Raw genomic sequence first — 14,599 nt, 5'->3', positions numbered from 1 at the left:
CCATCTTTCCATGCCTGCTCAACACACCGCGAGGACGGCTGCGGTGATCTGTGCCCGCGCGCTGTCCGAGTGGTCGGCGAGTCGCACGCAGAAGGTGTCCACAGCCGTCGCGCCCATGGTCGCGATCTTCGCCCACTCGACGTCCGCGCCGAGCTTCTGGAGCTCCGCGGTGACGCGGGCCAGCAGCCCCTCGTCGTCGACCGCCCGCAGCTCGAGCAGTACCGGTCCGATGCCATCCGACGTTGTGTCAGTCCGGCCGAGCCACTGCACGCGAGGTGGCGCGGTGGGCCGCGATACCGGCACCGCCGCGTCCGCCACGCGGACCGGGGCGGACCGGCGGGCCGCCCTGTCCCGCAGCGCCACCGTCACGTCGAGGGAGCCGTCGAACGCCGCGATCAACCGCTGCCGCAGAATCTGTCTGTCCGGTGGTCCGCCGAATCTCGGCATGACGACGAATGTGTCCATCGCGAGGCCGTCGTGAGCGTTGACCGTTGCAGATTGGGCCTGCAGCCCGGCGAGCGCGAGGACGCCTGTCATCTTCGACAGGGTCCCCGGAGCGTCGGGCGCCACCATCGTCACCACGGTCATGTTCGGCCCGTCCCCCGGCTCCACACGCACCTGGAACTCTGGACCCCGTGCCAGCTCCATCACGCGATCCTCGAGCGGGACCGGCTCGCTGACCTCACTACCTCCCAGGTATCCGACGACACGGCCGACCAGGCCGCGGATCTGCGAGGCCTTCCATTCGCCCCACACACCGGGTCCGGTCGCGCGGGAGTCGGCCTCCGCGAGTGCGCCGAGGAGCTCCGCCAGCGATGCGTCCCCACCGAGCCGGTCGGCCACCGATGCGACGGTCTCCGGGTCAGTGGGATCGCGACGGATGACCACGCGCGGCAGCAGCAGGTGATGCCGGACGAGTTCGACGAGCGTTCGGCGGTCGTCGGGCCACAACCCGAACCGAGCGGCCACACCGTCGGCGAGTTCCGCACCGATCTCGCTGTGGTCTCCGCCCCGGCCCTTGCCGATGTCGTGCACGAGCGCGCCGAGGAGGAGCAGGTCCGGGCGGGACACACTCGTGGTGAGCGCACTCGCATACGCGACGGTCTCGAGCAGGTGCCGATCGACGGTCCACGTGTGGACCGCATCCCGCGGCGGGAGGTCGCGGACGCCCGCCCACTCCGGCAGCAGCCGCTCCCACAGGCCGGTCGCGTCGAGCGCCTCCACCGGACCGATCAGGTCGTGTCCGGACGCCAGCAGCACGAGCAGGTCGGACAGGTGCTCCGGGGACCACGGCTCCGGTATCGCCGCCGAGTACGCGGCCAGTCGGGTCAGCACCGGCCCGTTCATCGGCAGCCGGTGCCGCGCCGACGCCGCCGCCACACGCAACAGCAGTCCCGGATCGCTGCCCGGTATCGCGGTACGCGCCAGCGCCACCTCACCGCCGTGCTCGACTACCCCCTCATCGAGAGGGCTGCGGATGGGCGCCCGTCGCAGCCGGGACAGCCCCTTACGCCCGACCGCGTTTCTCGCGGTCCGCAGGCCGGCGTCCACCGCGTACGACGTGATCCGTGCGGCACGGCTGATGGTGCGTGCCAGATCGAAACGGTCACCGACCCCCAGGGCCGCAGCGATCTCGTCGGCGTCCTGCGCGCGAACCTGGTCCCGAGCACGACCCGCGATCGTGTGGAGCTCGGTACGCACCGCGAGCAGGTCGTCGTAGGCCGCACGCAGCGGAGAATCTGCTCGACCGGGATCGAGCGCGCCGAGTCCGTCTGTGAGGTTCGCAAGCGCCAGAGCGTCGAGAAGCTGGACGTCACGCAGGCCGCCGCGGCCGTTCTTGATGTCCGGCTCGGCGCGGTGCGCGATGTCGCCGGTCCGATGCCACCGCTGCTGTGCGGCCTCGATCAGCTCCGGGAGACGCGTACGGGCCTCCGCCCTCCACAGGTTGCGTACCGACGAGATCATCAGGGCCGCGAGATCCGAATCACCGGCGATGTACCGGGCATCGAGAAGCCCGAGTGCAGCGGTGACGTCTTCGCGGGCCACCTTCATCGCTTCCGGGACCGACCGGACGCTGTGGTCCAGGCTGATCCCGGCATCCCAGATCGGGTACCAGAGGCCGTCGGCCACCTCGTTCAGGCGATCGGGGTACCGGTCGTCGTGAACCAGGATCAGGTCGAGGTCGGAGTAGCCGACCAGTTCCCGCCTGCCGAGGCTCCCGATCGCCACGATCGCGAAACCGCTCCCCTCGTCGATGCCGAGCGTTCGCGCCCGTGCGGCGAGCCATGCCTCGGTGCGATCGGCGAGTGCGTTCCGCAACTGCCGGCCATGCAGGTCGCCCGCACGTAGAAGCAGCTTCCGCGAATCAGCCAGTGCCTGCGCTCCCAGGTCCCCGACCGATCCGGACTCAGATCGCGTCGGGTCCGCGTTCACCGGTTCGCACCCGGATGATCGAGTCCACGGGCGTTACCCATACCTTGCCGTCGCCGATCTTGCCTGTACGCGCCGAGTCGACGATCGTCTCGACAACCTGTTCCATCAACTCGTCGTCGACGACGACCTCGACACGGACCTTCGGGACGAAGTCAACCGAGTACTCGGCACCGCGGTAGACCTCGGTGTGTCCCTTCTGACGGCCGTAACCCTGCACTTCGCTGACCGTCATTCCGACGACGCCGATCTGCTCCAGCGCGGCCTTGACGTCTTCGAGCGTGAACGGCTTGACGATTGCGGTGATCAGCTTCATGAATAGACCCTTCCCTCATCTTCGAGCGTAATGTGCGCCACCACGGAGCTGTGGATGCCTGTCAATTGGTGAGATTTGTCGCGGTTCTCAGGCAAGTTCATACGCGCTCTCAGCGTGCTCCCCCGCGTCGATCCCCGACTGCTCGACCTCCGCGTCGATCCGCCAGCCCATGGGCTTGAGGAGGTACGCGATCACGGCGGTGAGGATGCCGGTGAAAGCCAGAGCGACACAGGCGATGACAGTCTGGACCGCCAACTGCTTGACGTCGTGGCCGTACAGAATGCCGGACTCCTTGGCGAACAGTCCGACGCCGACGGTGCCCCAGAGACCTGCCACCAGGTGCACGCCGACGACGTCGAGGGAATCGTCCAGTCCGAACCTGTACTTGAGTCCGATCGCGGCGGCGGCCAGCGCACCAGCGATGAACCCGAGTCCCAGCGATCCGACCGGAGTCAGCGCACCGCAGGCCGGGGTGATGGCGACCAGACCGGCGACCACGCCCGACGCGGCACCGACGCTCGTCGGACGGTCGTCGCGGTACCACTCGATCGCCAACCAGCCGACCATCGCAGCCGAAGTTCCGGCCGCGGTGTTCAGCCAGACCAGTCCGGCGTTCGCATCGGCGGCGAGCTCGGACCCCGCGTTGAACCCGAACCACCCGAACCACAGCAGCGCCGCACCGAGCATCACGAACGGAATGTTGTGCGGACGGAAGATCTTGCGGCCGAACCCTTTCCGCTGTCCGACGACGAGCGCGAGAACCAGCCCCGCCATGCCCGCATTGATGTGGACCACGGTGCCGCCCGCGAAGTCGATCGGCGCGACCGATGCCTCCCCGTCCGTGGTCCCGAACATCTTGGCGGCGATGCCGTCAGGCGATCCGGACAGGATGCCGCCGCCCCACACCATGTGCGCGATCGGGAAGTACACCACGGTGGAGAAGACCACGCTGAATACGATCCAGGTCGCGAACCGCACGCGCTCCGCGATCGCGCCGCTGATGAGCGCCACGGTCAGCACTGCGAACGTCAATTGGAACGCCATGAACACCGTGGCGGGGATGTGCGTGTCTCCCCACAGCACGAACTCGGTGGTGTCACCGACCGTCCGGGTCTGCGCCAGCTGATCGGAACCGAACAGAGCCAACGGGTTCGAGAACAGTCCCGCAATATCGCCAGTGCCGGTCAGCGAGTTCCCGAATGACATCGAGAAGCCCCACAGCACGTACACGACGGTGACCGCGCCCAGCGCCCCGAACGACATCATCATCATGTTGAGCACCGACTTGGCGCGTGCCAGACCTCCGTAGAAGAACGCGAGCGCCGGTGTCATCAGCAGCACCAATGACGCGCTGATGAGCATCCAAGCAGTGTTTCCGGTGTCGATGGTGCCGAACACCTCGTCCGGCAGTGCCACATTCACGGTTGCAGACCTCCTCACCCCGTCGGTTGTCGACGTGTGAGGAGAACTCTGTCGTCTGGAGGTTTCGCCGCCGGTCTCGCAGTGTTTCAACTGGGTCACACGTGCGGACCGAAGGTTTCGGTGGCGTTACGCGCGTGCCGCGATCCCTGCCAGGTCCAGGCGATGGTCCAGAACGCCGTACATCTGACCTGCCTCGGTCAGCCTGCCCGACACGAAGGCGTCGACGATCAGCGGCGGCGCCTGCCGGATCAGGATCGACCCCTGCAGGGCCAACGCAAGCGATTCGGTGAGGCGGCGCGCGATGGTCGGTGCGCCCGCTGGATCGGCGGCAGCCTGTGCGACGAGTTTGCGCGTTCGCTCCACGTGGAGGTCGTAGTCGCGGTTCCGGCCGACCGCCAACTCGAACTCATGGTCGAGCGCCTCGACCGACAGTGGATCGCGGACCATCGCGCGCAGCACGTCGAGAGCGATCACGTTTCCGGACCCCTCCCACACCGCCATCACCGGCTGTTCGCGGAACCGGCGAGCAAGCGGGAAGCCCTCGGTGTATCCGTTGCCGCCCAGGCATTCCAGAGCCTCGTACGCGTGGTTGGGTCCGCGCTTGCAGACCCAGTACTTGCCGACCGCAGTAGCTAGTCGGCGGAACGCCTGGGACTGCTCGGAGTCGTCGTCGTAGGCGGACGCCAGGCGCATGGCCGTCCACATACCGGCTTCGGCTTCCAGCTGGAGGTCGGCGATGACGCCCGTCATCGCAGGCTGATCGATGAGTGTGGCACCGAACGCCGACCGGTGACGCACGTGCCAGGCCGCCTCGGCGACGGACTGCCGCATACCCGCCGCGCTGCCGAGTGCGCAATCGAGCCGGGTCTGATTGACCATCTCGATGATGGTCCGCACGCCGGCGCCCTCATCACCGAGCCGCCAGCCGACGGTGCCGGCGAACTCGACCTCCGAGGAGGCGTTCGCCTTGTTGCCGAGCTTGTCCTTGAGTCGCTGGATCGCGAACGCGTTGCGACTCCCGTCCGGCAGAATGCGCGGCACGACGAAGCAGGTGACGCCTTCTCCGGTCTTCGCCAGCACCAGGAATGCATCGGACTGGGGCGCCGAACAGAACCATTTGTGTCCGGTGATGCGGTATGTGCCGTCGCCGGCATCCACGGCTCGCGTCGTGTTGGCGCGCACATCCGAACCTCCCTGCTTCTCGGTCATCGCCATCCCGAAGATGGCCGACCGCTTATCCGGATCAGCCAGCGACGGGTCGTAATCGGTGGAGAAGGTGCGCGGCAGCCATTGCTCGGCGAGCACTGGATCGGCGCGCAGGGACGGCACCACTGCGTGCGTCATGCTGACCGGGCAGGCGTGACCGGGTTCGACCTGTCCGAACTGCATGAACATGGCGGCCCGCGCCACATGTGCCCCTGCACGCGATTCGGTCCAGCAACTGGTGTGTGCGCCGTGCGCGATCGCATCCCGGATGATCCGGTGATATGCGGGATGGAACTCGATCTCGTCGATGCGGTTCCCCCACCGGTCATGACTGTGCAGCACCGGGGTGATCGTGTTCGCCAGTTCGGCGTCACGCTGAAAGTCCTCACGGCCGACGAGTGCGCCCGCGTCGGTGAGCCGGTCGGTCGCCCACGCCGCACCGTAGGTTTCCACGGCTTCGACGAGGGGGACGTTCGTCGTGTACTCGTTCACATCGACGCGTGGCGGCGCTTGGTTGAATACCTCGTGGGTCGCGTTCATCGTGTCACCTTCTGTGGGATCGAGCGGTCTGTGATCGAGCGCTGTGGGGTCGAGCGCTGTGAGGTGGAGAGCGATTCGTCGGTGGCACCGAGTGCTCGGAAGCAGAATCCGCGAATCGCGCTCAACAGCAGAGCCGGGTCATCTCCCGCGAGCGGTGCCGTATCGGGATTCAGCGGCCCCACGAGCGCTTCGGAGATCGCTCCCATCACGGCAGCCGCGGCAATGGGCACATCCTGAGAAAGGAAGCTGCCATCGGCGATGCCTCCGCGGATGATGTCCTCACCGAGTTCCCGGTACGAGCGCCGCAACCGCAGACGCTCCCTCTCGACGGCTTGCGTCACCGGCTCGAAGAGCAGAGACCAGGCCATTCGCCGACCGCGCAGCGCGCGGTCGGCGAATGTGTCGATAAGCGCTTCGAGGCGAGCGCTCTGTTCGTCGCCTGCACCGTGGACCGCGGTCGCGACCTGCGCGAACTCGTACTCGGCCGAATCACGGATCACCTCAGCCAGCAAAGCCTCCCGATTATCGAAGTACGAGTAGACCGAACCGACGCTGCAACCGGCCTCGGCGGCGATGGCCGCCACCGTGGCCGATGCGAAGCCGGCACGCGCCACGATGCCACGGGCAGCGATGAGCATGGCCGCACGTCGAATCTCGGCAGTACGACGCGTCGCCTCCGTAGGTCGGTACGACATCGGATCCTCTGCGATCAATCCCCGGGCACATCTGACGAATCAAGATTCAGTTCTTGGAAGAATTGAATCATCGTTCAGTCGGACCCACAAGCCCCCACGGCCGTACTCGGTAGCAGCACATTGCGAACGTACGTTCGATTCTGTAATATAGAACACATACTCGAAGAGTTGCTCGGGGGTGAGAATTCGTGGATGCCAGTACGGTTTCGGTGACCGATGACGCCATCACCATCCGGATCCCGCGACCGGCCACCACAACCGCCGAGCGATCCGATCGTGCGGGCCTGCTGCAGTTCGCCGCCCGCGCCGACTCCTTCCAGGGCCTGGTCCTCTGGCACCGCTACCACGCGATCCACACCCTCCTGCACGCAAAGTCCGCCGACCTCGACAACAACGCCGGCCGCGATTCCTACACGCGCCTCTACGACGCCCTGACCCAGACCGCAGCCTCCTACGCCGCCGTCACCGGCTACTCCCAATACGCCGCCGAAACCTTCCTCGACCTCGCCATCGCCTGCCACGAACGCATCCCCGCCATCGGCACCCTCCTGCGCCACGGCATCCTCACCCCCGCCTGGTTCCGCGAAGCAGTCACCCAGACCACCCTCGTCGACGACACCACCATCCTCGCCCTCATCGACACCCACGCCGCCCACCGACTCGCCACCGCAGGCACACTCTCACGCCCCCGCGTACGCGACATCGTCGCCACCATCGTCGCCGAACACGACGCCGACGCCGCCCGCCACGCACGCGAAGCCACCAAGCCCCGTAAGAAAGTCACCACCGAACCCCTCGACAACGGACTGTCCGAACTGGCCATCACCGCCGACACCGCCGACATCCGACTCTCCGCCGACACCCTCGACGCCGTCATCACGGGTGTGTGCCCCCACGACCCCCGCACCCGCCAGGTCCTGCGCTCGGACGCGGCCATCGCCCGCCTCACCGGCACCGCATTCACCTGCCGCTGCGACCGCGATGACTGCACCGCCGACCTCACCGACACCGCCACCGCGGCCCGCTGCGCCTCCATCGTCCTGCACGTCATCGCCCGCCGAGACACCCTCACCGGCGAATCCGACCTCCCCGCCCACCTCGACGGACACGGACCCATCACCGCCGACCACGCACGTGAGCTAGCCGCCCGCACAGGCACTATCCGCCGCGACCTCGACCTCGACACACTCCTCGACCACACCGCACAACACGCCGACCCCTACCGGCCCACCGCCACCTGCGACACCGCCGTCCGCGCACTGCACGCCCACTGCACCTGGCCCGGCTGCCACCGCCCCGCCTGGGCCAGCGACCTCGACCACATCACCGAATACAACCACTCCGATCCGGCAGCGGGCGGTGCCACCTGCTTCTGCAACCTCGCACCCAAATGCCGCTTCCACCACGGACTGAAAACCCACGCCACCGGCTGGATCGACGATCAGATCACCGACGCACACGGCATCATCTGGACCGAGATCACCACCCCCGAAGGCATCACCACCCGCGCCCGAGCCACCAACACCTGGCTCCTACCCGAACTCGGACTCCTCCCGTGCCAACACCCACCGCCCACCAACCCCGGAACCACGAACGAACCAGAACCCCGAAGACCCACCACCCGCACCACCGCCAAACACCGCTACCGCATGGCCGCGCGCGCCCAGAACAGACGCCGACGAGAACAAGTCGTCGCCGACGACGGAGAACCGCCGTTCTAAAGGCCTACAGCAGCGCGTCGACGAAGGCCTCCGGCTCGAACGGAGCTAGATCGTCGGCACCTTCGCCGAGACCCACGAGCTTGACCGGAACGCCGAGCTCCTCCTGGATGCGGAAGACGATGCCGCCCTTGGCGGTGCCGTCGAGTTTGGTCAGCACCACACCGGTCAGCGACACAACCTCGGCGAACACCTTCGCCTGCATCAGACCGTTCTGACCGACGGTCGCGTCGAGGACCAGGAGGACCTCGTCGACCTCCGTCTTCTTCTCGATAATGCCGCTTCCACCACGGACTGAAAACCCACGCCACCGGCTGGATCGACGACCAGATCACCGACGCACACGGCATCATCTGGACCGAGATCACCACCCCCGAAGGCATCACCACCCGCGCCCGAGCCACCAACACCTGGCTCCTACCCGAACTCGGACTCCTCCCCTGCCAACACCCACCGCCCACCGATCCCGGAACCACGAACGAACCAGAACCCCGACGACCCATCACCCGCACCACCGCCAAACACCGCTACCGCATGGCCATACGCGCCCAGAACAGACGCCGACGAGAACAAGTCGTCGCCGACGACGGAGAACCACCGTTCTAAAGGATGTGCCGGGTGAAACATCTGCCGGCCTCGTGGACCAGGAGAACCCGTCAAAGTTCCCCGCGGACCGGTCCGACCAACGGCAACGGGGCCGGCGGACGACGAACCCGCAGGAAAAGGTCCTCTCGTCCTGGGCCTCGAAGGCCTCGAGCACGGCGACCTCGGGATCACATGTCGAACTAGTCGCTAGTCGCCTGAAGTTGCCCGTTCTGGCCAGCGGATTCGAATACGCCATCGCCCAAATTGCCCACCAGCAGACGCCGAGCGCCGGCAAGACAAACTGCCGCACCTCCGTGACTCCGTTGATCTGTAGAGCAAGGTCGATGCGCCAGTTCGGATCACCACGACTGAACAGACCAGTGCCGTCAATCGGTTCGACAATCCACACGCGGTCGGAGTCGGCTGTAAGACCGTATTTCTCACCCCATGCAGCGTCGCTCGGGCGGACAGCGAAGATCCGCTGGCGCAGCAACTGCTCGACGGCGGTATCCGCCTCGGTCACCAGCGAGCCGCCTCCTTTGGCGGTGGCGGCTACGCCAGAGGCGAAGAAGCTCAGGGCGACCGCCGAAGCGCTGTCCGAGACATCGAACGCGAGTTGGAGATCGGCGAAGTCCCCGAAAGGGGCTATCTCCTACAGCAGCGCGTCGACGAAGGCTTCTGGCTCGAACGGAGCTAGATCGTCGGCACCTTCGCCGAGACCCACGAGCTTGACCGGAACGCCGAGCTCCTCCTGGATGCGGAAGACGATGCCGCCCTTCGCGGTGCCGTCGAGTTTGGTCAGCACCACACCGGTCAGCGACACAACCTCGGCGAACACCTTCGCCTGCATCAGACCGTTCTGACCGACGGTCGCGTCGAGGACCAGGAGGACCTCGTCGACCTCCGTCTTCTTCTCGATGACGCGTTTGACCTTGCCGAGCTCGTCCATCAGCCCGGTCTTGGTGTGCAGGCGGCCGGCGGTGTCGACGAGGACCACATCCACACCGTCGGTGATGCCCTGCGCCACGGCGTCGAAACCCACCGATGCAGGGTCGGCGCCCTCGGCACCGCGCACGATCCCTGCGCCGACACGCTCGCCCCAGGTCTGCAGCTGATCGGCGGCGGCCGCACGGAACGTGTCGGCGGCGCCGAGCAGCACCCGGCGACCGTCCGCGACCAGCACACGGGCCAGCTTGCCCGTGGTCGTCGTCTTACCCGTGCCGTTGACACCGACAACCAAGACCACAGCGGGACCGCCCGCGTGCGGAAGCGCCTTCACCGAACGGTTGAGCTCGGGATGCAACTGCGCGATCAGAATCCGGCGCAGCGCAGCACGAGCATCATCGGACGTGCGCACCTTGCCTGAAGCGAGCTCCTCCCGAAGTCGTTCGACGACGGTCGCCGTGGTGTCGGTACCGAGGTCGGCCATCACCAGCGTGTCCTCGATCTCCTCCCACGAGTCCTCGTCGAGGTCGCCCGCGCCGAGGAGTCCGAGAACACTCGCGCCGATCGCGCCCTGCGAACGCGAAAGTCGGCCACGGAGCTTCGACAGCCTGCCCGCAGTCGGGGCGATATCGTCGAGCTGAGGTTCGGGCTCCGGCTCCGGCTCCGGTGCAGCTTCCTCCTCAGGTGCTGCGGCCGGTGCAGTGGCAGGCGCCGCGGCCTCGGGGCCGGATTCCGGCTCAGCTTCCGGCTCGGCTGGAGTCTCCGGAACCTGCTCAGGCTCGACTGCCGGCTCAGGCTTCGCTGCCGGCTCAGACTCGGGTTCGGGCTCAGGCTCAGGCTCAGGCTCCGGCTTCGGTTCCGGTTCCGGCCTGTCGAGCGTCGCCGCTCCCGCCCCGGCGCCCGCACCGCCTTGACTGAAATTGAAGCCGGACCCTGTCTTGTATCCGCCGGATCTGTCGACCTGCCGGGTGGTTCCGTCCGTGGGCTCCACCTGCTCGGCGGGCTTGTCGGAGATCGAGATCCGACGCTTGCGGCTGATGAGATACCCGGTCAGCCCGAGGAGTGCGATCAGGACGACCGCACCCGCGATGATGCCGATCAGGAGTTCTGTGCTCACTGTTGACGATGCCTTTCAGCTCGACGGTTCGGTCTGCGGGGACAAGTCGACCCCGCGAAGACGCTGTGAAATGACTTGGGTGATGCCGTCGCCGCGCATGCTGACGCCGTACAGCGCGTCGGCGACTTCCATGGTCGCCTTCTGGTGGGTGATCACGATCAGCTGGGACCGTTCACGCAGCTGCTCGAACAGGCTGATCAGGCGTCGGAGGTTCGCGTCGTCGAGGGCGGCTTCCACCTCGTCCATCACATAGAACGGGGACGGTCGGGCCCGGAAGATTGCCACCAGCATGGCGACGGCGGTCAGCGACTTCTCGCCACCCGACAGCAACGACAGACGCTTGACCTTCTTCCCCGGAGGACGCGCCTCCACCTCGACGCCGGTCGTCAGCATGTCGGACGGATCGGTGAGGATCAGTCGCCCCTCGCCGCCGGGGAACAACGTGGAGAAGACCTGCGAGAACTCCTTCTCGACGTCCTCGTACGCCTCGGTGAAAACCTGCAGGATGCGTGCGTCGACGTCTGCCACGACGTCGAGCAGGTCCTTGCGAGCGGCTTTGACGTCCTCGAGCTGCGCCGACAGGAAATTGTACCGCTCCTCCAGCGCGGCGAACTCCTCGAGGGCGAGCGGGTTCACCTTGCCGAGCGTGTTCAGGTCCTTCTGCGCCTTCTTGGCTCGCAGCTCCTGAGTGGCACGGTCGTAGGCCATCGACGCGGGCGCGACCACCTGCTCGCCACGCTCCTTAGCCGCCTCGTATTCGCGAAGTTCGAGTTCGGACGGCGGCATCGGAACGTCGGGACCGTATTCGGCCACCAGATCGTCAGGCGCCATCGAGAACTGCTCCAGAACCTGTTCCTCGAGCTGCTCGATCCGCAGCGCGGCCTGGGCTTTCGCGATCTCATCGCGGTGCACGGCGTCGCGCAGTTGGTTCATCGTGTTGGTGAGCTCGTCGACCATCCGGCGCAGTTCGTCGACCTCGGTGGTGCGGGACGTGCGGATCGCTTCGAGCTCGTCGCGGCCGCGCGCGGCATCGGCGATCACCTCGGCGACCGACGCTGCCAGCGCTCGGCCGGTCTCCGCGACGGCCGACGCCACGCCGGCGGCGTACCGGCGTGCGGCGTCCTGGCGTTTGAGACGCTCTCGGTTGGCCCGCTCGTTGACCGCAGCCCGACGCAGACTCTCCGCCTTCCCGCGCACGGATCCGAGCCGCTCCTCGGCGGTCCGCAGCGTCAGCCTGGTCTCGACCTCCACCGAACGAGCCGACGCCACCTCGGCAGCGGCCGCCTCTCTCATCTCGGTGTCCATGTCGCCGGATTCGGGCTCGTCGTTCTCGTCGCGGGCGCGGGCCAGACGCTCCTCCACCTCGGTGAGGGCTGCGAGATTGTCGGCGCGGCCTTCTTCCACGAACCGCCGCTGCCGGGCCAGCCGATCGGCTTCGGCGCGGGCAGCGCGGATCTCGGCACCGAACCGGCCGAGCTGATCGTAAGCGGCGGCGACGTTCGCATCGGATTCGTTGAGTGCGGCCAGGGCGCCTTCGGCGGCATCGCGCGCCTCCGCCGCGGTCGACTCCGCCTCGCCGAGCTCGCCCTGCGCCTTCGCCACCGTGGCCCGGGCCTCGGCCAGGTCGTCTGTAGCGGTGTCGATCGCCGACTGCACTTCGAGTGTCGACGGCCGCCGCGACGATCCGCCTTCGACGGTCGCCGTCGAGATCCGGTCGCCGTCGGCGGTGATCGCCACGACGTCGAGGTCGGCAGCCAGGGCGAGTCCCTGCTCCGCGTCGTCGACGACCACCGTGCTGCGGAGCAGGACATCGACGGCACCCGAGACGGATTCCGGTGCGGTCACCACGTCACGGGCCCAGACAGCCCCCGACGGCAGCTTCGGTCGTCCGCCGGTGGCCCGGCCTGCGAGCCCGCCGACGATCAGCGACGCGCGTCCCCCATCGCCGCTGCGCAGCGCCCCGAGGGCGCGGACGGCGGCGATACCGTCGACGGTCGCGATCGCGTCCGCTGACGGCCCCAATGCTCCGGCGATCGCCGCCTCGTACCCGGGTTCCACGGTCAGCAGCTCCGACAGCGGGGCGACGAGCCCGTCGTTGGCGTTCTCCTGCAGCCAGGCGCCCCCGTCACCGCGTTCGAGCCCGACGGCCAGCGCGTCGATGCGCGCGGTGAGCGAGGCGATCGCATGGTCGGCTTCGCGTTCGGTCGCCTGCACCGATGTGACGACGGCGGTCGCGTTCTCGAGTGCCGCCATGCAGCGTTCGTGGTGCTCGTCGAGGCTCTGCTCGCGGGATTCGAGTTCGGCGGCGACCGCGAGCTGTTCGTCGAGCTGAGCCTGAGCGGCATCCGCGCGCGTGTGGGCGGCTTCGATGGCCTCGGCCAGGCGCGCGGTCTCGCCGTCCACGGACTCGACCTTGGTGCGCAGGTTGACCGCCTGACCTTCCAGCCGCGCCAGTCCCTCACGCCGGTCGGCGACCGCCTGCACCGCGGCCATGTGCGCCTTCTCCGCGGCGGCCGCTGCCTGCTCTGCAGCGGAGAGCGCCGCAGTGGCGTACTCCAGGCGCTCGGCCGCCTGCTCGACCGTCTCGGCGTGCTCGGCTTCGGTGAGGGCCGCTTGCTCGGCCTGCTCCTCGAGCGTCTCCGGATCCGGTCCGGTGGGCGCAGACGCCGGCGTGCTCAGATGCGACGCGCGTTCGCCTGCCACGCGGCGGGTTCCGTCGACGCGTTCGCCCAGCGTCGACAACTGGTGATACACCCGACTGGCCTCGGTTGCCGCGGGCGACACCTTGGCCAGATGCTCCTGGGCCGCGGTGAGCGCGGTGGTTGCCTCGTCGAGTTGCGCAGCCACCTCGTCCTGTCTGCCCCGGACCTCGTCCTCGGTCTCGGTGTGCTGCGCCATCTCGGCACGTCGGGTCACGAGGTCGTCGGCGGCGATGCGAAGGCGTGCGTCCCGGAGGTCGGCCTGCACCGTGGCCGCACGTCGGGCGACTTCGGCCTGCCTGCCCAGCGGCTTCAACTGCCGCCGGAGTTCACCGGTGAGGTCGGTGAGTCGGTCGAGGTTCGCCGCCATCGCGCCCAGTTTGCGGACGGCCTTCTCCTTGCGGCGACGATGCTTGAGCACACCGGCCGCTTCCTCGATGAACGCGCGCCGGTCCTCGGGCTTGGATTCGAGGATGGCCGATAGCCGCCCCTGCCCGACGACCACGTGCATCTCGCGCCCGATTCCCGAATCAGACAGCAGTTCCTGCACGTCCATGAGCCGGCACGACGTGCCGTTGATCTCGTACTCACCCGCGCCGTCCCGGAACATCCGGCGGGTCACCGAGACCTCCGAGTAGTCGATGGGCAGCGCGCCGTCGGAGTTGTCGATGGTCAGCGTGACCTCCGCCCGGCCCAATGGCGCCCGGCCGGAGGTGCCCGCGAAGATGACGTCGGCCATCTTGCCGCCGCGCAGCGCTTTAGCGCCCTGCTCCCCCATCACCCAGGTGAGCGCGTCGACGACGTTCGACTTACCCGATCCGTTCGGCCCCACCACGCAGGTGATACCGGGCTCGAACCGCAGCGTCGTCGACGACGCGAACGATTTGAAGCCCTTCAGGGTGAGGCTCTTCAGGTGCACAACGCTC

Annotated in this window: 9 protein-coding genes and 2 pseudogenes; 2 read left to right on the top strand and 9 right to left on the bottom strand. The window is 67.6% G+C overall.

Annotated elements, in window-relative coordinates; genetic code table 11:
- Positions 1 to 18: 18 nt before the first annotated feature.
- From FO044_RS05790 to FO044_RS05770, 5 genes are all read right to left on the bottom strand, one after another.
- Positions 19 to 2,433, bottom strand: a complete 2,415-nt coding sequence (locus FO044_RS05790; RefSeq protein ID WP_280525867.1) for a [protein-PII] uridylyltransferase — start codon at positions 2,431 to 2,433, stop codon at positions 19 to 21.
- Complete coding sequence (locus FO044_RS05785) at positions 2,408 to 2,746, bottom strand: P-II family nitrogen regulator (RefSeq protein ID WP_132993665.1); 339 nt, start codon at positions 2,744 to 2,746, stop codon at positions 2,408 to 2,410. The genes FO044_RS05790 and FO044_RS05785 overlap by 26 nt, the downstream gene beginning before the upstream one ends.
- An 87-nt stretch (positions 2,747 to 2,833) precedes the next feature.
- Positions 2,834 to 4,168 carry an ammonium transporter gene (locus FO044_RS05780; protein ID WP_143965411.1) on the bottom strand — a complete coding sequence of 445 codons (1,335 nt, stop codon included), beginning with the start codon at positions 4,166 to 4,168 and terminating at the stop codon, positions 2,834 to 2,836.
- Positions 4,169 to 4,294: 126 nt separating this feature from the next.
- The gene (locus FO044_RS05775) at positions 4,295 to 5,914 is read right to left on the bottom strand and encodes an acyl-CoA dehydrogenase family protein (protein ID WP_132993667.1); all 1,620 of its coding nucleotides are present in this window, start codon (positions 5,912 to 5,914) and stop codon (positions 4,295 to 4,297) included.
- Positions 5,911 to 6,552 (bottom strand): TetR/AcrR family transcriptional regulator, encoded by a 642-nt coding sequence (locus FO044_RS05770; RefSeq protein WP_235831493.1) that lies wholly within the window; start codon positions 6,550 to 6,552, stop codon positions 5,911 to 5,913. Before FO044_RS05770 ends, FO044_RS05775 begins: the two co-directional genes overlap by 4 nt.
- Before the next feature lie 245 nt (positions 6,553 to 6,797).
- Between FO044_RS05770 and FO044_RS05765 the strand changes: the two genes are divergently transcribed.
- Entirely contained in the window at positions 6,798 to 8,330 is a 1,533-nt protein-coding gene (locus tag FO044_RS05765; protein ID WP_143965410.1) for a DUF222 domain-containing protein, read from the top strand.
- Positions 8,331 to 8,334: 4 nt separating this feature from the next.
- Here FO044_RS05765 and FO044_RS05760 read toward each other — a convergent pair.
- Positions 8,335 to 8,604: pseudogene (locus tag FO044_RS05760) on the bottom strand (signal recognition particle-docking protein FtsY); the annotation flags it as partial.
- Here FO044_RS05760 and FO044_RS15260 point away from each other — a divergent pair.
- Positions 8,604 to 8,933 (top strand): annotated as a pseudogene (locus FO044_RS15260) (HNH endonuclease); the annotation flags it as partial. The pseudogenes FO044_RS05760 and FO044_RS15260 sit on opposite strands and share 1 nt — an antisense overlap.
- Here the strand turns inward: FO044_RS15260 and FO044_RS15255 are convergent.
- The 3 genes from FO044_RS15255 to smc all read right to left on the bottom strand — a co-directional run bounded on the left by FO044_RS15255 (position 8,830) and on the right by smc (position 14,592).
- Complete coding sequence (locus FO044_RS15255) at positions 8,830 to 9,489, bottom strand: inositol monophosphatase family protein (protein WP_425323588.1); 660 nt, start codon at positions 9,487 to 9,489, stop codon at positions 8,830 to 8,832. The pseudogene FO044_RS15260 and the gene FO044_RS15255 overlap by 104 nt on opposite strands.
- A 75-nt stretch (positions 9,490 to 9,564) precedes the next feature.
- Positions 9,565 to 10,974 carry a signal recognition particle-docking protein FtsY gene (gene ftsY / locus FO044_RS05750; protein WP_132993670.1) on the bottom strand — a complete coding sequence of 470 codons (1,410 nt, stop codon included), beginning with the start codon at positions 10,972 to 10,974 and terminating at the stop codon, positions 9,565 to 9,567.
- A 15-nt stretch (positions 10,975 to 10,989) separates the two neighbouring features.
- Positions 10,990 to 14,592, bottom strand: coding sequence for a chromosome segregation protein SMC (gene smc, locus FO044_RS05745; protein ID WP_132993671.1), 3,603 nt, complete (start codon positions 14,590 to 14,592; stop codon positions 10,990 to 10,992).
- Positions 14,593 to 14,599: the final 7 nt, after the last annotated feature.

It is taken from the genome of Gordonia zhaorongruii (assembly GCF_007559005.1).
GTDB lineage: Bacteria > Actinomycetota > Actinomycetes > Mycobacteriales > Mycobacteriaceae > Gordonia > Gordonia zhaorongruii.
Note: the sequence above shows the minus strand (reverse complement) of the source record. Positions and strands in the feature narration are given on the sequence as shown.

Bases quoted from the DNA above. Each gene is read 5' to 3' on its own strand.
- FO044_RS05785 (WP_132993665.1), bottom strand. From the start codon at position 2,746: ATGAAGCTGATCACCGCAATCGTCAAGCCGTTCACGCTCGAAGACGTC.
- FO044_RS05775 (WP_132993667.1), bottom strand. From the start codon at position 5,914: ATGAACGCGACCCACGAGGTATTCAACCAAGCGCCGCCACGCGTCGAT.
- FO044_RS05770 (WP_235831493.1), bottom strand. From the start codon at position 6,552: ATGCTCATCGCTGCCCGTGGCATCGTGGCGCGTGCCGGCTTCGCATCG.